The organism is Bacillus sp. TH17 (assembly GCF_016651125.1).
Taxonomy (GTDB): domain Bacteria; phylum Bacillota; class Bacilli; order Bacillales; family Bacillaceae_G; genus Bacillus_A; species Bacillus_A mycoides.
The window spans coordinates 183,131-204,870 of the sequence record NZ_JAEKEN010000003.1 but is presented as its reverse complement, the minus strand read 5'-3'; the positions used below and the strand labels follow the sequence as shown (position 1 = coordinate 204,870).

The 21,740-nt window shown below is 40.6% G+C and carries 2 protein-coding genes; both read left to right on the top strand.

Annotated elements, in window-relative coordinates; all coding sequences use genetic code 11:
* A complete protein-coding gene (locus JFT95_RS27605; protein ID WP_201053834.1) occupies nt 1–6,471 on the top strand; it encodes a non-ribosomal peptide synthetase in 6,471 nt (2,156 codons plus the stop codon).
* Entirely contained in the window at nt 6,468–21,377 is a 14,910-nt protein-coding gene (locus JFT95_RS27600) for a non-ribosomal peptide synthetase (protein ID WP_201053833.1), read from the top strand. The genes JFT95_RS27605 and JFT95_RS27600 overlap by 4 nt, the downstream gene beginning before the upstream one ends.
* Nucleotides 21,378–21,740 lie beyond the last annotated feature (363 nt).

Here is a 21,740-nt window from a genome sequence, read left to right as displayed (position 1 = left end):
ATGGGAGACGTTATAGATATATATGGATTATCACCTTTGCAAAAAGGAATATTGTTTCATACTTTATACGATCAAGATGATGAACATTCTTTTTCCTACATTGTACAAGTAGGCTTCTTGCTCGGGGGGCAATTGGATGTTGCTACTTTTGAAACGGCTTGGGAATATGTTATTCATCGACATGAAGTTCTACGCTCAGTATTTGTGTGGGAGGAAGTAGAAAAACCTCTGCAAGCAGTTTACCAACGCCTTCCTTTTACTATTCATCAAGAGGATTGGAGTGCCCATTCGCATGAGGAGAGGGAGAAGAAATTACACCAGTTTTTGACTGCAGATCGTAGAAAAGGATTTTTATTGGATGAAGCACCGTTGATGAGAGTCACTGCGATTAAAGAAGCAGAAGAGGAAACGAGAATCATTTGGACACATCATCATATTTTGCTAGATGGGTGGAGTGTGTCATTGGTCTTTAGTGAAGTGATGGAAGTTTATCTCAAGATGATAAAGGGAGAATTGTTGAATCTTCCTAAATCTCTTCCTTATAAAAAATATATCCAGTGGATAAATAAACAAGATCAAAGTCAAGCAGAGGAATTTTGGACAGAAGAATTAAAGGGGTTTTATGCACCTACGCCATTAGCGATGGAAAGAAAGGATCAAGAACAGGAGAAGGGCTATGGAGAGTGTGTTTATCAGGTATCTGAGGAACTCACTGAGAATTTACAAGAGTGGGTACGAAATAGTCGATTAACATTGAATACGTTAGTACAAGGCGCATGGGCCTATTTGATGAGTAGGTATAGCGGTGAAAGTGACATCGTATTTGGCATAACTAGCTCTGGACGTCCTACTGATTTGATAGGAGCAGAGAATATGGTAGGTCTATTTATTAACACATTACCTACTAGAATTCGATTAACGGATGATACATCAGTAGTAGATTGGCTTCGTAAAATACAGATGAAAGAAATGGAACGAAGACAATATGAGCATAATTCGTTGGTTGATATTCAAGGGTGGAGTGAGGTTCCGCGGAATAGTTCCTTATTTCATACCTTGTATGTGTTTGAAAATTATCCAATTCAAGGTAAGAGAAATGATGATTTAAGATTACTAGATGTTAAAAGCGCGGAACAAACAAATTATCCTTTAACACTCATTGTAATGCCCGGTAAGAAAATTACTTTAAAGTTGATGTATGATCGAAGCTATTTTAATGAAGAAACAATAAATCGGATTCAGGGTCACTTATTGCAAATATTAATTCAGATGACGAAGAGCTTAGATTCAAAACTCTTTAAAATTACTCATTTAGCAGTGGAAGAGCAGACACAGTTACTAGAGGAATGGAATAATACTCAAGTGAAATATTCAGCTGAAGGCATGATTCATACGGTGTTTGAGGAGCAAGTCAAGAAAAATCCAGAAGCAATCGCAGCTATGTACGAAAATGAACAAATTACCTATAGAGAGTTGGATGAGCGTGCGAATCAGCTAGCACATTATTTACAAAAGCGTGGTGTAGGTTCAGAGTCTCTAGTCGGGGTATATATGGAACGTTCATTACAAATGATGATAGCGTTATTAGGTATTCTAAAATCAGGAGGGGCGTATGTTCCACTTGATCCTACTTATCCAGAGAGTCGGCTTCGTTATATATTAGAGGATGCTGGAATCGAAGTACTAGTGACGGGAGAAAATTCAAAAAATTTATATATATCTGAAGATGTTGAAACGATTTGTATGAATAAAGATTATACTGCAATTAAAAAAGAAGAATCAATCCCATGTATAAGTGGTGTAACAGGGAGAAGTTTAGCGTATGTTATGTATACTTCAGGATCTACAGGTAATCCAAAGGGAGTGATGATTGAGCATCATTCAGTAATCAATTACCTAGAATGGATGCAACATAAATATCCACTTTCTGAAAAGGATGTGGTCTTGCAGAAAACCCCATTCTCATTTGATGTATCTGTTTGGGAGTTATTTTGGGGTATTCACGTTGGAGCAAGTGTATCTTTCCTACCTCGAGGTGGAGAAAAAGATCCTTCTATTATAGCTGAAGTGATTAAAAAACATCAGGTTACTATAGTTCAATTTGTACCTTCGATGTTATCTGTTTTCTTAGATCACTTCAATCATATTGAATTGAACATGAATTGTTCGTCCGTACGCCATGTATTTTCTGGTGGAGAAGAACTAAGTTCAGGGTTAGTTAGACGATTTCAACAGAAATGGAATTATAGTGGACAAGTGAAATTAACCAACTTTTATGGACCAACTGAAGCCACTATTTATGTAAATGCATTTGATATTCAGCCTAATCAAGAATTTGTTTCTATTGGGCAGCCAATACAGAACACGCAATTATATGTATTAGACCAAAATCAACGCTTGCAATCAATAGGAATTGAGGGTGAGTTATATATTGGTGGTGCTGGTTTAGCACGTGGATACTTAAATCGTCCGAATCTTACTGCTGAAAAATTCGTTTCGCATCCATTTCGATTGGGGGAACGACTATATCGAACAGGAGATTCAGTAAGATATCTAACTGATGGAAATATAGAATTTATAGGTAGAATGGACCATCAAGTCAAAATGCGTGGTTTTAGGATTGAATTAGGAGAAATTGAAGCGACTTTAGAAAAATGTTCGTTTATTAAAGAGGCTGTCGTATTAGTTAGAGAAGACCGTCCAGGTGATCAACGATTGGTTGCATATGTAATAAGCGATGGAAATACCCAAGAGTGGAGAGAGTATTTACAAAACCAATTACCGAATCATATGATTCCAGCTCACTTTGTAGAGTTAGAACACTTCCCGCTTACTCCGAATGGGAAAATTGACCGAAAGGCCTTGCCAGCACCTGATGAGCAAGCTATTGGAGATTTAAATGTTCTACCTCGGACGCCATCGGAAGAGCTTATTGCCTCGGTTTGGGGTCAAGTGTTAGGGGTGGAAAATATTGGTATTCAGGATTCCTTCTTTGAAAGTGGTGGGCACTCACTACTTGCTACTCAAATCGTCTCTCGATTGCAAGAATTGTTCCAAATCAAAATCCCATTACGTGAACTTTTCAAGCACGATACAGTGGAAGCATTAGCGAAACGAGTAGATCAGTTGCGCAAAGAAGATAAAAAACGAGAGGTTCCACCCCTTGTACCTATGACACGAGAAGAAGCTATTCCACTTTCCTATGCGCAGAAACGTCTATGGTTTATTGAACAATTAATGCCAAATAGTGTGATGTACAATATTCATGCAGCGTGTCGCTTAACAGGTAAATGGTCAATTGAAGCATTGGAATCCGGATGGAATCAGTTGTTTGAGCGTCATGAATCATTACGAACGATAATTCTAAAACAAGAGGGTGAACCTTTTCAACAGGTTCAATCTCATGTATTCAGACATATCTCTCAAACGGATCTAACAGATCTCTCTTTAGAAGATAGGGAAAGAGAAATGAAACGGCTCATTCAAAACGAAGCGGAGGAACCATTTCATTTTGGACAAGGTCCTCTAATTCGAGCACGAATATTGAAAGTGGACAGGGAAGAATGGGTTCTCCTTTGTACGATGCATCATATTATTTCAGATGGATGGTCAATGGGAATCTTACTTGAAGAATGGATGGCTTTTTATGAAGGAGCACTAAGCGGAAAACCGGTGGAATTGAAGGAGTTATCTATCCAATATGCAGACTTTGTCATGTGGCAGAAGGAATGGCAAAAAGAAGAGAATTTGGATCAGCACCTTCAATATTGGAAGGAAGAATTATCTGGGGAGCTACCGGTTTTACAATTACCGATGGATCGTCCTCGACCTGCGGTTCAAACCCACCGTGGTGTAAGTCAGTCCTTAACGGTGGCGAATTCCCTACAGGAAAAGCTCAAAGATTTAAGTCTGCAAGAAGGATGCACTTTATTTATGACATTGATGGCAGCGTATCAAAGCTTCCTTTCTCGTTATACAGGACAAGACGACATCTTGGTTGGAAGCCCAATTGCAAATCGAAATGTTAAAGAGATTGAGGGATTAATAGGTTTCTTTGCAAATACGTTGGTTTATCGAGCAGATTTCAGTGAAAATCCGACGTTCCAAGAACTTTTGTCGCAGGTACGAAAAAAAGCACTAAAAGCCTACGAGTATCAGGACATTCCATTTGAGAAAGTGGTGGAATCTGTAAAACCGGAACGGAATACAAGTCATTCACCGATATTTCAAACCATGTTTACTTTACAGAATACGAAACAAGCGTTTCCTCAGCTATCTGAAAGAAACATGGAACTCATGGAAAGTCATGCTTCTGTTGCGAAATTTGATTTGAGTTTATTTGCTTCTGAGACGGAAGAAGGATTATCGCTAACCTTTGAATACAATACTGATTTGTTTAATGATACAACCATTGAACGCATGGCAAGTCATTTTGAACATTGGTTAAATCAAATTGTCTCTCATCCAAAATATTTATTATCTGAACTGAATATGTTATCGAAAGCAGAATATAAGCAATTACTAGAGGAATGGAATGAATCAGGTGTTGTAGATATACAAGAAAGCACGATTCATACATTGTTTGAAGAACAAGTGAAAAAAACACCAGAAGCAATTGCAGTAGTGTGCGAAGATGAAGAACTAACATATCGAGAGTTGGACGAACGCTCGAATCAGCTGGCACATTATTTACAGAAAAATGGTGTTGCATGCGAATCATTGGTTGGGATTTGCGTTACACGTTCATCCGAGATGATTGTCGGCCTCTTAGGAATTATGAAGGCAGGAGGAGCATATGTCCCAATTGATCCAGCGTATCCGGAAAGTCGACTGCAATACATTTTAGAGGATGCTCAAATAAAGGTACTGGTGACACAGGAAAAGTTACAACAAAAAATGGTTATAACTAAATCCGTTGCCGTGATTTGTATTGATCGTGATCGAGAAGAAATAGAACAAGAAGTAACTACAGTGTGTACCAGTGAAGTGACGGGCGATAATTTAGCCTATATTATCTATACTTCAGGTTCCACTGGAAATCCAAAGGGGGTAATGATTGAGCACAGGAATACAGTAACAATGATTCATTGGGCGCATCACACATATTCCCAAAAGGAATTAGCGGGAGTATTAGCTTCAACTTCGCTATCCTTTGATCTATCCGTTTTTGAAGTGTTTGTTCCCTTAACGATGGGTGGTAAGGTGATTGTCGCTGAAAATGCTCTACATCTAGACAAGTTGTCTACCAAGGGTGTGACTTTGGTCAATACTGTGCCATCGGCAGCGAAGGAACTGGTTCGCGCAAAAACAATTCCTTCTTCGGTAAAGGTGATGAATTTGGCTGGAGAACCATTACCATATTCACTCGTTCATGATTTATACGAGAGAAGTACGATTGAGAAGGTGTACAACCTATATGGACCGTCCGAAGATACTACGTATTCCACATATATGGAATTAGAAAAGGGTGTCATGTATAGGGTACCACCAATTGGTAAACCAGTCTTCAATGCAGAAGTATATGTACTGAGTGCTGAACAAAAAATGGTTCCAATTGGTGTAGTTGGTGAGCTTTACATTGGTGGATCAGGATTAGCACGTGGATACTTAAACCGTCCTGACTTAACGCAAGATTGTTTTATACCGCATCCGTTTAAAGAAGGAGAGCGAGTATACCGGACTGGAGACCTAGTAAGGTATCTGCCAGATGGGAATTTGGAGTATCTTGGCCGAATCGATCATCAGGTAAAAATTCGTGGGTTCCGGATTGAACTAGGAGAAATTGAAGCGACATTGCAAAAGCATACATTAGTTAACGAAGTTCTTGTGATGGTGCGGGAAGATTATCTTGGTGATCCACGTTTGATTGCCTATGTTGTGGGAGATGGGGATGCTCATAAGTGGCGTGATTATCTCAAGGACCAGCTACCAAATTACATGATTCCAGCCTATTTTGTCGGATTGAATGCATTTCCACTCACTCCAAATGGAAAGATTGATAGGAAGGCCTTACCAGTACCAGAGAGACAGGAGATAGTGAGGGGGTATATTGCTCCCCGTACACCTACGGAAAAAACAATCGTTTCAATATGGCATCAAGTTTTAGGTGTAGAAAATATTGGAGTGCAGGATTCGTTTTTTGAAATAGGTGGGCATTCATTACTTGCTACACAAGCTGTTTCCAATCTTAAAGAGGCTTTTGGAATCGAGTTACCATTGCATGATCTATTTACGTTTCATACGGTGCAACAATTGGCAAAACAGATTGATCAATTGTTCTATAACAAAAATCAAGAAATACAGAATGATAGTAAGGAGAATGTAAGTCTTCAAGACTATATTCAAAAAGAAGCAGAAGTGAGTAATGATGAAGAATTACTTGAACTACTTAAGCAATTAGAAGAGCTATCAGAGGAAGAAGCACAAGGAATATTCGAGAGTAATTTAGTTGAGGAAGGGGTAAAAAAATGAGAAGTGATTTACATGCAAAGCTGAGTTCACTTTCTCCTGAGAAAAGAGCTTGGCTTCAGAAGAAAATGCAAAAAAAGGAGAATAAAGAAGCACTTCCGTTGTCTTATGCACAACAACGTTTGTGGTTTATGGACAGATTTAACCCAAACAGTTCTTTATATAATATTCCAACGGTATGGCTTCTAAAAGGAAATTGGATTCCTGAAGCATTAGAAAAGGGATTCAATCGACTCATTGAACGTCATGAATCATTACGAACCGTTTTTAAAGAAGTAGGAGAACAACCTGTACAACAAATTGTCGAATTCCTTCCTAGAGCATTACCTGTAAGGGATTACTCGCAACTTCCTCTAGAAGTAAAAGAAAAAGAGGTAGATAGTTTAATTGCGAGAGAAGCGCAAGAACCATTTGATTTAATGAATGGCCCTTTAATTCGTAATCAGCTTGTTCAATTAGGGAAGGATGAATGGTTATTACTATGTACGATGCATCATATTATTTCTGATGCTTGGTCCATCGGTATACTCATGAATGAAATACTTACTTTCTATGAAGAAGAAACGGGCGGGAATCCTGCTAAATTAAGTTCACTATCCATTCAATATGCAGACTTTGCGAAGTGGCAAAAGGAGTGGTTGCAAGGTGATGTGTTAAATCGTCAACTTACGTATTGGGAGGAAGAATTGTCTGGGGAGCTTCCTATATTACAACTGCCAGTGGACCGACCTCGACCGGTTACGCAAACTTACGCTGGGGATACGCATCACGTGATTTTTCCTTATAGATTACTCAATCAATTAAAGGATATAAGTCGACAAGAAGGATCTACCTTATTTATGACTTTAATGGCTGCATACCAGAGCTTTCTTGCTCGTTATACGGGGCAAAAAGATATTCTAGTCGGAAGTCCGATTGCAAATCGGAATCATAAGGGAGTAGAAGGATTAATCGGTTTCTTTGTTAATACGTTGGTTTACCGATCAGATTTGAGTGGCACCCCTACTTTTCGGGAGATTTTGAACCAAACAAAGAAAAAGGCGTTAAAAGCTTACGAATATCAAGATATACCATTTGAAAAAGTGGTAGAAGCTGTGCAACCTGAACGAAGTATGAGTCATTCTCCTATCTTTCAGACCATGTTTACACTACAGAATATAAAACAAGAACGACTAGATTTGTCTGGTAGAAGTATCGAAATGGTAGAAAGTAATATGTCTATTGTAAAATTTGATCTGAGTTTAACTGCCTACGAAGTGGAAGAAGGTCTATTTGTCTCATTTGAATACAACACGGATTTATTTGATAGTAGTACCGTTGCACGTATGGCAGGCCATTTTGAGAACTGGTTAAATGAAATCGCGTATCATCCAGATGAATCATATACAAAGCTGTCAATGTTATCGGACACAGAGCAGAAACAACTCCTAGAAGAATGGAATGATACTGACATAGTTTATGGTCATGAGTGTATGATTCATGAGCTATTTGAGCAGCAAGTGGCACGTACACCTGATGCAGTGGCGGTAGTTTATGAGGGTGGAAAGTTAACGTATCAAGAACTCAATGAAAAATCGAACCAATTGGCACATTATCTACAAAAACGAGGTATAGGACCTGAATCATTGGTTGGTATATGTGTTGAACGCTCTCCTGATATGATTATTGGTCTCTTTGGGATTTTGAAAGCAGGAGGGGCTTATGTCCCACTGGACCCAAGTTATCCCGAAAACCGCCTGAGATACATTTTAGAGAATTCACAAATTCAAGTGCTGTTAACAAACGAGGCACTACAGGACTGGTTACCTAAAGATATTCAAGCAATTTGTTTAGACCGGGATCAAGTAATGATTTCTAAAGAGAGTAATTTGGCTCCGGTAAGTGGAGTAACTGCAAATAACTTAGCCTATATCATATACACTTCGGGTTCGACGGGAAATCCGAAGGGAGTAATGATTGAACACCATTCGGTTATCAACCGCCTACAGTGGATGCAGAAAAAATATCCATTATCTGAGGAGGATACAATTCTACAAAAGACACCGTTTTCGTTTGATGTTTCTGTCTGGGAATTATTTTGGTGGTCATTTGTAGGAGCACGTGTTTGTTTGCTTCCACCAGGAGGAGAGAAAGATCCTGCGGTGATTGAGGAGTATATCGAACGATATCGTGTGAACACCATTCACTTTGTTCCGTCGATGTTATCTACTTTCTTGGATTATATGGAACAATATAATTCGAAAAGGGATGTAGCGTCTTTAAATCAGGTTTTTACTAGTGGAGAAGCATTAAATACTGAACAGGTTCGCCGCTTTAAGGGGGTATTTTACGATGTTCAGCAAACAAAGTTAATTAACTTGTATGGTCCTACCGAAGCGACTGTGGATGTGACTTATTATAATTGTGATTTAGAAAAAGAACCTATGCTTATTCCAATTGGTCGTCCAATTGATAATACAGAGTTGTATGTGTTAGATCAACATCAACAGGTGGTACCGATTGGTGTGGCGGGGGAACTTTACCTTGGAGGAGTAGGATTGGCACGTGGCTACTTCAATCGACCAGAGTTAACTACTGAGCGTTTTATTCCGCATCCCTTTAAGGAAGGGGAACGATTATATCGAACGGGTGACCTGGTGAGATATATGAATGATCGTAACTTGGAGTATATTGGAAGAATGGATAACCAAGTCAAAATCAGAGGATTCCGAATTGAACTGGGAGAAATCGAAGCAGCTTTACATGATCACTCATCTGTAAAAGAGGCTGTCGTGTTGGTGAAGGAAGATCGACCAGGAGATAAGCAGTTAGTAGCTTATGTAGTGGGTGAAGGGGATACTGGAGAGTGGCGTGAATATCTTAAGAAGCAATTGCCACATTATATGGTTCCGGCATACTTCTTCCAAGTTGAAGGGATGCCACTCACTCCAAATGGTAAGGTGAATCGGAAAGCTTTATTGGAATTGGAGGCACAGTTCATAAGTGAAGATATTACTACTTCATCACGAACACCAGTAGAGGAGCTCATTGTTTCCGTATGGGGCCAAGTGTTAGGTATAAAAAATATAAGTGTTCAGGATTCTTTTTTTGAGATTGGTGGTCACTCGCTGCTAGCTACTCAAGTAGTTTCACGCTTACAAGAAATCTTTCAAATCGAATTACCGGTACGTGAACTATTTGAGTATGCAACGGTGGAGTCACTGGCAAAGCGATTAGATCAGTTACGTAAAGGAGATAGAAAACGAGAGATTCCGCCACTAATGCCGATGGAAAGAGGGGAAACTATTCCGCTCTCTTATGCCCAACAGCGCTTATGGTTTATCGATCAATTTACACCTAATAGCGCCCTTTACAATATGCCAATGGTATGCCGCCTTACAGGGAGTTGGCTACCTGAGGCATTGGAAAAGGGATGGAATCAGCTCATAGAGCGTCATGAATCATTGCGGACGGTCTTTCATGAAGTGAACGGTCAGCCCGTGCAGCAAATTGAACCGTATGCTTTTCGATTAATTCCGAAAACGGATTTAACTATGCTTTCTCCAGAAGACCGAGAAGAAGAAGTTAAACGTTTGATTCAAAAAGAAACAGAAATGCCATTTGATTTAGGCGAGGGTCCACTGATCAGGACAAGTATTTTGCAAGTGGGAGAGGAAGAATGGATTCTCCTTTGTACTCTACATCATATCATTTCAGATGGATGGTCAATGGGAGTCCTACTTGAAGAATGGATGGCATTCTATGAGAAAACTACGGATGGAAAGGTAGCAGAACTTGAACCATTACCGGTTCAGTATGCCGACTTCGCTCAGTGGCAAAAAGGATGGTTGAAGGCGGAAGTGCTTGATCAACAACTCCAATATTGGAAGGAAGAATTGTCTGGAGAGCTTCCTGTACTCCAACTTCCTATGGATCGCCCGCGTCCCGCAATACAAACTCATGACGGGTCGACATACACTCTGGTTCTGCCAAGCGCGCTACATGACAAATTGAACGAATTTAGTCGCCAAGAAGGGGCTACACTCTTCATGACGCTGTTGGCTGCATATCAAAGTTTTCTATCACGTTATACGGGACAAGAAGATATTCTGGTCGGAAGTCCAATTGCTAATCGAAATTATAGAGAAATTGAAGGACTTATTGGTTTCTTTGTCAACACGTTGGTTTATCGGGCTAATCTGAGTGGTAGACCGACATTTCAGGATGTTCTGTCTCAGGTTCGTCAAAAGGCATTGAAGGCGTATGAATATCAAGATATCCCTTTTGAAAAAATTGTAGAAGTTGTACAACCAGAGCGGAGTACAAGTCATTCGCCAATCTTCCAGACTATGTTCATCTTGCAAAATATGAAACAAGAGTTCCCGGTGTTATCTGGTAGAAGTATTGAAATGATAGAAAGCCATAGTCCAATCGCAAAGTTTGATTTAAGTGTAATGGTAGCTGAGACGGAAGAGGGAGTACGTTTTACTTTTGAATACAATAAGGATTTATTCAATGCCACAACTATTGAACGGATGGCAGGGCACTTTGAGAAATGGCTACACGAAGTTTCCCATTACCCGCAAAATCCGTTGCATAGTCTGAGCATGCTATCGGAACCTGAGCGTACTTTGTTATTAGAAACATGGAATGACACTGTAATGGAAATGCCCCCACAGGGTCTTATTTGCGACAGATTTGAGGAACAAGTAGCAAAGCGTCCTGAAGCGATTGCGGTAGTTGATCAAACAAAAGATTGGACTTACGGTGAACTGGATGCACAAGCAAATCAGTTGGCAAATGTTTTACAGCGAAAAGGAGTTGCTCCAGAGTCAGTCGTGGGAGTTTATCTTCCGAGGTCGGCTGAGCTCATGGTAAGTTTACTAGGCATATTAAAAGCTGGTGGAGCTTATGTCGTTTTAGATCCGTTGTATCCAAAATCAAGGTTAGAATACATGATTGAAGATGCAGGAATTCAATTTGTAGTGACGGCGGAAGGACAAGAAGGCCTTTTCGAACAGGTCGAAATTGTGAGGCTAGAAGAGTTAACAGTGGAAAGCGTAATCGCACCTACACGGCAGATAAATCCAGAGAACTTAGCTTACATTGTCTATACCTCTGGTTCTACAGGAAAGCCAAAGGGTGTCATGATTGAATATCGCTCATTAATGAATATGGTTTCTTGGCATCAAGAAGTTTATCGTATTACAGCAGAGGATCGTGCGACTCAGATTGCAGGGATTGCTTTTGATTCGGCTGTTCAGGAGATTTGGCCGTATCTAACTGCTGGTGCAGCACTCTACTTGTCAACAGAGGAACTGAGAATTAATCCAGAAGCACTAAGAGACTGGCTCATTGATTCGCGAATAACAGCTAGTTTTGCACCTACGCCTATTCTGGAAAGACTCCTGAAATTATCTTGGCCAGGTAAAACGGATCTTCGTTTTATCATTACCGGCGGGGATCAATTAACGCAGTATCCATCTAACGATATTCCTTTTGCGGTAATCAATCAGTATGGTCCATCGGAAAATACCGTTGTTACCACGGATTGTTATGTACCTGTAGGAGTGACAACAGGTACGCCATCGATTGGTCGACCGATTGCGAATACAGAAGTTTATGTGTTAGATTCTCATCTTCAGCTAGTACCAAGTGGTGTGATTGGAGATCTCTATATTGGAGGGAAGAGTCTTGCTCGTGGATATGCTAATCGTCCGGACCTTACAAAGGAAAAATTTATTTCGCATCCATTCAAGTCAGGAGAACGTCTCTATTACACCGGAGACAAAGCAAGTTATCTTTCTGATGGTGCTCTCCAGTTCCATGGTCGTATAGATGACCAAGTGAAAATTCGTGGTTTCCGGATTGAATTGGGAGAAATAGAAGCAGTCTTGCAGGCACATTCTTCTGTGAAAGAAGCGGTTGTATTGGTACGAGAGGATGATCCAGGCGACAAGAGATTAGTAGCTTATGTAGTTGGTGAAGGAAGTGTCCAAGAATGGCGAGAGCATCTACAAACACATTTACCAAATTATATGGTCCCAACAAACTTTATTGAGATGGAATTTTTACCACTTACACCGAATGGAAAACTTGATTTAAAGGCATTGCCAATACCTAGCAAATTATCTACGGAAAATACCGTTCACGCACGAACTCCGCTAGAAGAACTTATCGCTTCAGTGTGGAGTCAAGTGCTAGGAATAGAAAATATAGGTGTTCAGGATTCTTTCTTTGAACTTGGTGGTCATTCTCTACTTGCTACACAAGTGGTCTCACGCTTGCAAGAAGTCTTTCAAATCAAATTACCGGTACGTGAACTGTTCGAATATTCAACGGTCGAGGCACTGGCGAAGCGATTAGATCAGTTACGTAAGGGAGGCAAAAAACGAGAAATTCCACCATTGATGCCGATGGAACGAGGAAATGCCATTCCACTTTCTTATGCTCAACAGCGCTTATGGTTTATCGATCAATTTACACCTAATAGTGCACTTTATAATATGCCGATGGTATGCCGTCTTACAGGACATTGGTTACTAGAAGCATTGGAGTTGGGATGGAATCAGTTGATAGAGCGTCATGAATCATTGCGGACAGTATTTCATGAAGTGGACGGTCATCCTGTGCAGAAGATTCAACCGTATACTTTCCGTTCCCTTCCACAAATTGACTTAACTAAGATTTCTCCAGAAGAGAGAGAAAGAGAAGTGGAGCAATGGATTCAAACTGAAGTCGAATCCCCATTTGACTTAGAGCAAGGGCCATTGTTCCGTGGACAAATCGTGAAAATTTCAGAAGAAGAATGGGTTCTTCTGTGTAATATGCATCATATTATCTCGGATGGATGGTCGATGGAAATCTTGCTCCAAGAATGGATGGCATTTTATGAGGAGGCGATTGGTGAAAAACCAGCAGACCTTGCATCACTACCAGTTCAATATGCCGATTTTGCTCAGTGGCAAAGAGAATGGTTGATAGATGAAGTACTAAACCAACAGCTTGCATATTGGAAGGAAGAACTGTCTGGTGAGTTACCAGTCTTAATGTTGCCGATGGATCGTCCCCGTCCTCCGGTACAAACCCACCATGGATTAACTCATAATGTGTTGTTGTCACGCTCATTACTGGATAAATTAAACGAACTTAGTCGTCAAGAAGGGGCAACGCTTTTCATGACCTTATTGGCATCTTATCAAAGTTTCCTTGCCCGTTATACAGGACAATCAGATATTCTTGTTGGAAGCCCAATTGCGAATCGAAATTATCGAGAGATTGAAGGATTGATTGGTTTCTTTGTCAATACGTTAGTCTATCGGGCTGATTTAAGTGGCGCACCGGCATTTAAAGAGTTGTTGTCTCAAGTGCGGATAAAAGCATTGAAGGCATATGAGTACCAAGATGTTCCGTTTGAGAAAATTGTGGAGGTTATCCAACCTGAACGAAGTACAAGTCATTCTCCGATTTTCCAAACCATGTTTACTTTGCAAAATACGGGACAAGAGCTACCACAGCTACATGGACGAAGTATAGAAGTAATGGACAGCCACGCTTCAATCGCCAAATTTGATTTAAGTTTAACTGCCGCAGAAGTGGAAGAGGGCTTATTGCTTACTTTTGTTTATAGGACTGATTTATTTGACAGTTTAACTATTGAATCCATAGCCGAAAATTTTGGAAACTGGTTGAATTTAATCGTGGAACATCCTGATAAATCATTAGCTAAGTTGCCGATACTGTCAGGATTACAGCAAAAACAGTTAGAAGAGTGGAATAATAATGCTGTAGCATATCCACAGGAATTTGGGATTCATCAGCTGTATGAAGAGCAAGTAAATCGTACACCTGACGCGGTGGCAGTGGTAGATGAAAAACAGCAGTTAACCTATCGAGAGCTGAATGAAAAAGCAAACCAATTGGCACATTATCTCCAGAAATGTGGGATTGGGAGCGAGTCATTGGTTGGTCTCTGCTTCCAGCGTTCAGTTGAGATGATTGTCGGTCTCATGGGGATCTTGAAAGCTGGGGCAGCCTATGTTCCATTGGATCCATCGTATCCAGAAAGTCGCCTACGATATATTCTGGAGGACACAGGGGTTCAAGTATTGGTCACGAACGAAGCATTAGAAGGTTGGATAACTGAAGAAATCAAAACAGTTTGTTTGGATCGGGATAAAGCGATGATTTCGCGAGAAAGCACCCTTTCACCAATATGTGAAGTGACAGGAGAAAACTTGGCGTATGTAATCTATACTTCGGGATCAACAGGGAATCCGAAGGGAGTTATGGTAGAGCATCACAATGTGATTCGTTTATTTAAATCGACGGAATGTTGGTATCAGTTTGATGAAAAAGATACTTGGACGCTTTTCCATTCTTATGCGTTTGACTTCTCGGTATGGGAGATTTGGGGGGCATTACTCCATGGCGGAAGATTGATTGTTGTTCCTTACTGGATTAGTCGATCGCCCAAGGATTTCTATCAACTGTTAGTAAAGGAAAAGGTTACGGTTCTTAATCAGACACCATCCGCATTTCGACAATTGATACAAGTGTGTGAACAAGAAGATGAGAAGAAAGACTTGCATCTGCGCTATGTCATATTTGGTGGGGAAGCACTCGATCCTACCAGCTTGGTACCATGGTTTCAAAGGTATGGAGGGCAGAAACCACAGTTAATTAATATGTATGGAATTACAGAAACTACCGTTCATGTTACGTATTATCCAATTACTCAAGATGATGTGCAGTATGCTTCAAGAAGTAATATAGGAAAACAGATTCCAGATTTAGAAGTGTATGTACTAGACGCTTGTCAACAACCTGTGCCTATTGGCGTAGCTGGCGAACTATATATTGGTGGAGCAGGACTTGCACGTGGATATTTAAACAGACCCGAATTGACTGCAGAGCGTTTCATTCCTCATCCATTCAGTAGTGACCCAGGAGCGCGATTATATCGGACAGGAGACTTAGCGAGATACTTACCTGATGGAAATCTGGATTATCTTGGGCGGATTGATCACCAGGTGAAAATCCGTGGTTTCCGAATTGAGCTCGGAGAAATTGAATCTGCTTTAAACGCACATGTCTCCATAAAAGAGGCTGTTGTAATTGTTCGAGAAGATCAGCCGGGTGATAAACGGTTGGTGGCATATGTCGTGGGTGATGGGAATGTAGGCGAGTGGAGAGATTATCTCAAGGCGGAACTACCAAGCCATATGGTTCCTTCAGGATTTGTGATGATGGAAGCCATTCCACTAACTGCTAACGGAAAAGTTGATCGTAAGGCCTTACCTGTACCAGAGGAGAGGAAAATCGAAAGTGAATGTGTTGCCACGCGGAATGGTAACGAAGAAACACTGGCCACCATTTGGAAGCAAGTATTAGGGATTAAAAAGGTGGGAATCCATGATAACTTCTTTGAAATTGGTGGAGACTCGATTCTCAGCATTCAGATTGTCTCTCGTGCGAAGCAAGCAGGTTTGCAATTGACGCCAAAGCAAATGTTTGAACACCAAACGATTGCTGAGTTGGCGCAAGTAGTCAATGAAGAACGGGGTGTACAAGCAGAGCAGGGAGTTGTAACTGGAGAACTGATCCTTACACCAATCCAACAATGGTTTTTTGCACAAGATCATCCAAAACCACACCATTGGAATCAATCCATGTTTTTTAGAACAAAAGAGCGACTGGATATAGTATTACTGGAGAAAGCTGTGCGTACCCTTCTAATCCATCATGATGCCTTGCGTTTAAGATATGAACGGTTACCGAATGGAGCTTGGAAACAGCGGAACGGAGGAATCGAAGAACAATCGACGCTGACCGTTATTTCATTAGAAGAAGTGCCGCAAGCAGAATGGCATCAAGTGATTCAAACGGAGATTGACACTGCACAAGCAAGCTTGCACTTACACGCAGGACCGCTAATGAGAATGGTGTATTTTGATGAAGGTGAGAAAAGAGCCGGCCGATTATTCTGGGTGATTCATCACTTAGCAGTCGATGGTGTTTCTTGGCGGATTTTACTGGAGGATCTGCAAACGGCGTATAATCAAGCGAGCCAGGATCAGATGATCCAATTACCTATAAAGAGTACATCCTTTAAAGCGTGGTCGGAGAAATTGCATCATTACGCTGAAGCTGGGATTGTGCAAGAAGTGCGTGATTATTGGGAGCAGCAATCCGAACAAGAAGTGGCTATGCTACCAGTGGATACCACCCTCGAAGTTCCAGCAAACACAGGAACCGAGGAGATTACCGTGGTGCTGGATGAGAAAGAGACCCGTACGTTATTGAAAGAAATTTCAAGCACTCATCGTGTCCAAATCAATGAGGTACTATTGACAGCATTGGTACAGGCTACGGCAGCATGGACAGGTCATCCGGCGCTGACCGTGGATTTGGAGGGGCATGGTCGGGAAGAGATTATCGAAGACGTTGACCTATCTAGAACTGTGGGGTGGTTTACAAGTATTTATCCTGTTCACTTAAATATTACCGGTGCCGACACGCCAATTGCAGCATTAAAATTAGTTAAAGAACAAGTGCGTAAAATTCCTAATAAGGGTGTTGACCATGGAATTTTGCGGTATCTGAACACAACAATGTGTGAGAAATGGGGGTCTCAACATACACCGTCTATTAGTTTTAACTATCTTGGACAATTTGACCAAATGTTTTCTGACGATGCAATGCTTATTCCGGAGAACGGATTTAAGCGCTTAGATCATGCTTCTGGTTCCAAGCGACTGCATTTAATTGATGTAATTGGAATGGTAACGGATGGGAAGCTTCAGTTCACTTGGGTATACAATGTAGGACAATATGCGAAATCAACGATTCAAAGTATTGCAGAGAATATGCTCCATCAACTAAGTAAATTGATTCAATCTGCGGATGGAGAATCTGCACTGACCGTTTCAGATTTTGTGATGGCTAATCTTGACCAAGCCAGTTTGACAAAAGTATTAACCAAGATGAATCGTGGAAATAATTATCCGATTACCGATTTATATCCACTATCGCCTTTGCAAGAAGGAATGATTTTCCATACATTGCATGACCAAGGGGAGGAACATGTAGCGCCGTATATAGTGCAATTAAGTTTCATGATTAGAGGAGAATTGGATATTGCTACTTTCGAACAGGCGTGGAAATCGGTAATTCAGCGGCATGAAATTTTCCGCTCAGCTTTCCTTTGGAATGAAGTTGAGGAGCCTTTACAAGTGGTGTATGAGAGTGTTCCATTTAAGGTGAATGTAGAAGATTGGCGTACGCTGACTGCTGAAGAAAAAGAAGAGAAAAGAAAAGCCTTTTTGGCATTGGATCGAAAACAAGCCTTTCTTTTTGATAAAGCGCCATTGATGCGGGTGACTGTCATTCAAGAAGGTGAGGAAGAATATCGAATTGTTTGGACACATCACCATATTCTGTTGGATGGATGGAGCCTACCACTGGTCTTTAACGAATTGCTTACAGTGTACCAGAAGAGAATGAATGGAGAAGCCGTGCATTTACCTAATTCATCGCCATACAAGAAATATATTCAATGGCTAAGAGAACAGAATCAGGAGCAGGCGGAGCAATTCTGGAGAGAGAAACTTAAAGGTTTTACAGCTCCAACCCTGCTGGGCTTAGAAAGTAAAGAGCAAGAAAAAGGTTACACAGAGAAGGTAACTTATTTATCAGAAGAGCAAACCCAAGCGTTACAAAACTGGGCGAAGCGCAATAGGCTCACTTTGAATACAGTAATTCAAGGTGCGTGGGCGTATCTCATGAGCCGGTATAGTGGAGAAGATGAAATTGTCTATGGTGTAACTAGCTCAGGACGCCCTACGGAGATTATTGATGTTGAAAACATTGTAGGTCCTTTTATTACCACATCACCGACGCGAATTCAGTTGATAGATAATATAAAAATAATGGATTGGTTGCAGAAGATACAAGAGGAAGAGATAGAAAGAAGACAATATGAATATGCTTCTTTGACAGAGATTCAAGGATGGAGTGAAGTTCCTAGAGGAACCCCGCTGTTCCATAGCTTGTATGTGTTTGAAAACTACCCAGTGAAAGAGGAGTCCTCAGGAAATCTAGGAATTGGTGAGTTGGAAGGAATAGAGCAAACTCATTATCCATTAGGATTGACAGTTGTCCCAGAAAGCCAGTTGTTGTTAAAGTTGAAGTATGATCGTAGCAAGTTTAATGGTCTCACTATTGAACGGATGCTGGGGCATTTAAGCCAGGTGTTAAAGCAAATGATCGAGAACGTTGATCAAACTCTGTCGGAGCTGGTGTATGTTACGGAAATAGAACAGAAACAACTACTGGAAGAATGGAATGATAATGCAGCAGCGTATCCACGTGAAAGTGTGATCCACAAACTTTTTGAAGATCAAGTGGATCGTACACCTGATGCGGTGGCAGTGGTGGATGAAAATCAGCGGTTGACGTATCGAGAGCTGAATGAGAAAGCAAACCAATTGGCCCATTATCTTCAGAAATGTGGGATTGGGACGGAGTCATTGGTCGGGCTTTGTTTCCAACGTTCAGTTGAGATGATTGTCGGTCTCATGGGAATCTTGAAAGCTGGATCAGCCTATGTTCCGCTGGATCCATCGTATCCAGAAAGTCACCTACGATATATTCTGGAGGACACAGGAATTCAAATATTGGTTACGAACGAAGTATCACAAGGTTGGATACCTGAAGAAGTTGAAACAGTTTGTTTGGACCGAGATCAAGCAATGATTTCGCAAGAAAACACCCTTTCACCAATATGTAAAGTAACAGGAGAAAACTTGGCGTATGTTATCTACACTTCAGGTTCGACCGGGAATCCAAAAGGGGTTATGGTGCAGCATCATTCGGTATTAAATCTATCCTATGGTTTACAGAAAGAGGTTTTTTCACATCGGGCACATGATAACATGCGCGTTGGTCTAAATGCCTCAATCGCCTTTGATTCATCCGTTAAACAATTACAAATGCTTTTGTATGGTTCTAGTTTATATATTATTTCAACAGAAGTTCGCAGTGATCCTCAAAAGTTTGTATCTTATATTCGGGAGAATAAGTTGGAAATGTTCGATATAACACCTTCACTACTCCAGTTACTCATAGATGAGGGGTTGTTAGAAACAAACGATAGTGTTCATGTTCCAAGCAAGGTACTGGTCGGTGGAGAAGCAATTATGCCATCACTGTGGGAACAACTAGTAGAGAATGACCATATCCATTTTTATAATGTATATGGTCCTACGGAATGTACGGTTGATGCGACATGCTATTGTATCAAAAAAGATAGTAAGAGAGTAACCATTGGGCGTCCGTTGCCAAATGTTCAAACCTATGTATTGGATGAGAAGTTGTTACCTGTTCCAGTTGGTGTAACGGGTGAACTTTATATCGGTGGAGCAGGCCTAGCGAGAGGATACTTGAATCGTCCAGAGCTAACGTTAGAACGTTTTATTCCTCATCCATTTAATGAAGGGGAACGGTTATACCGGACGGGAGATTTAGTCCGCTATTTAGCTGATGGCCATTTGGATTATCTGGGAAGAATCGATAATCAAGTGAAAATTCGAGGATTCCGGATTGAGCTTGGAGAGATTGAAGCGAATTTAGAAAGTCATCCATCGGTGAAAGAGGCGGTAGTCTTGATAAGAGAGGACCAACCAGGAGATCGGAGAATGGTTGCCTATGTGGTGGGTAAAGGAAGTATGCATGAATGGCGTGAGCATCTCAAGAGGCAAGTACCGAATTATATGATTCCTGCACATTTTATTGAGGTTGATGCGATTCCCCTTACAACAAATGGGAAGGTTGATCGAAAGGCACTGAACAGCTTAACGATTCAAAGAGAAAGTACCTTTTCTACACCAATCATCCCACGGGATGAAATCGAGTATCAGCTGATTACAATCTGGCAGGATTTGCTACAGTTAGAAGATATCCATGTAAACGATGATTTCTTCAATATAGGAGGTCACTCTCTCCTTGTAATCAAATTGATTTCAAAGGTCAGAGAGAAATTTGGAAAAGAGATTAAGGTACCCGCACTAATTAAGAACCCGACAGTGGAAGGAATCGCTTGTCTCATCCGTGAGAATCATCGTATGGAAGAATCATTATCGGTTCTGGTTCCATTACAAGAATCAGAGAAAAGACCTTTCTTCTGTGTTCACCCGTTTATGGGTAATGTACTCTGTTACATTCAGCTAGCAAGGTTACTCAAGGATCACTGCTCATTTTATGGTCTACAGAATCCTCTCGTAGAGAAAGAAGGAATGAACGGGTTGATTTTATCGGAAGTAGTTCAACTCTACATCGAGGAAATGAAGCGGGCTCAGCCAGAGGGGCCGTATCGTCTGGGAGGATGGTCTCTAGGCGGTGCCATCGCCTATGAAATCGCAACTATGCTACGGAACCAGGGAGAAGAAGTTGAGGTGTTGGTACTATTGGATACCAAGGTGCCTTCAGAACGGGATTACAAGACAGAGGATGAAATGCTATCTTATATATTGGAGCATTTCATCAATATAGAGTTAGTGGAGCAGGAAGAAGAGCTTGTTCATCAACAGGACATGCTTGTTGAGCAATTAATTGTGGAAGGAGTGCTCCCGCCTGATGCAAATCTTACGAATTTGAAGCAAATTATCAATGCTCACAGGAAATGTCTGAATTTAATGGCAGAGCATGATTTAACACCATATTTTGGGGAAGTCATTTACTTTAGTGCTGAGGAAGGTAAAGAATTGTTTACGGATTGGAAGCCTTTATTAAAAGGAAGAGTGAATATGTATTCGGTCCCTGGATCACACGAAGAAATAGTAGCTTCCCCCGCAGTTGAAAAGTTAGCTAAGTATCTACTAAATGAATTAGAAGGAATAAAAGAGACGTCCCTTTCACTAACTGAAGAGTAGAGAGCACAAAATAGGCAACTTTATAAACGAACATTGTTATTATTAAAGTCGTTATTTGTGAGTAGTAGTGTAAATAAAGAGAGCAGTCCAATAACTGCACATCAAGTGTAGGAGATTATGTATATATCAAGAGCATTACTTTTTAAGGGGCTAATGAAAAATTGCTTGATAGGGACATAGAAACATATATGAGTTGTTCATAGTATGCTGTAAATTATCTGAAGTTTTTGTACCAGAAGCGAATGCTTTGATGATATTGCTGAGGAAAGGTGTATATTTTCATTGATATGTTAATATGCACCTTTTCTATTATATTTGCACTTGAATAGATGCAAGTTAGAAAATGAAATTGAATTTCTATAA

Coding starts and splice junctions, on each gene's coding strand:
- JFT95_RS27605 (WP_201053834.1), top strand. CDS start 1: ATGGGAGACGTTATAGATATATATGGATTATCACCTTTGCAAAAAGGA.
- JFT95_RS27600 (WP_201053833.1), top strand. CDS start 6,468: ATGAGAAGTGATTTACATGCAAAGCTGAGTTCACTTTCTCCTGAGAAA.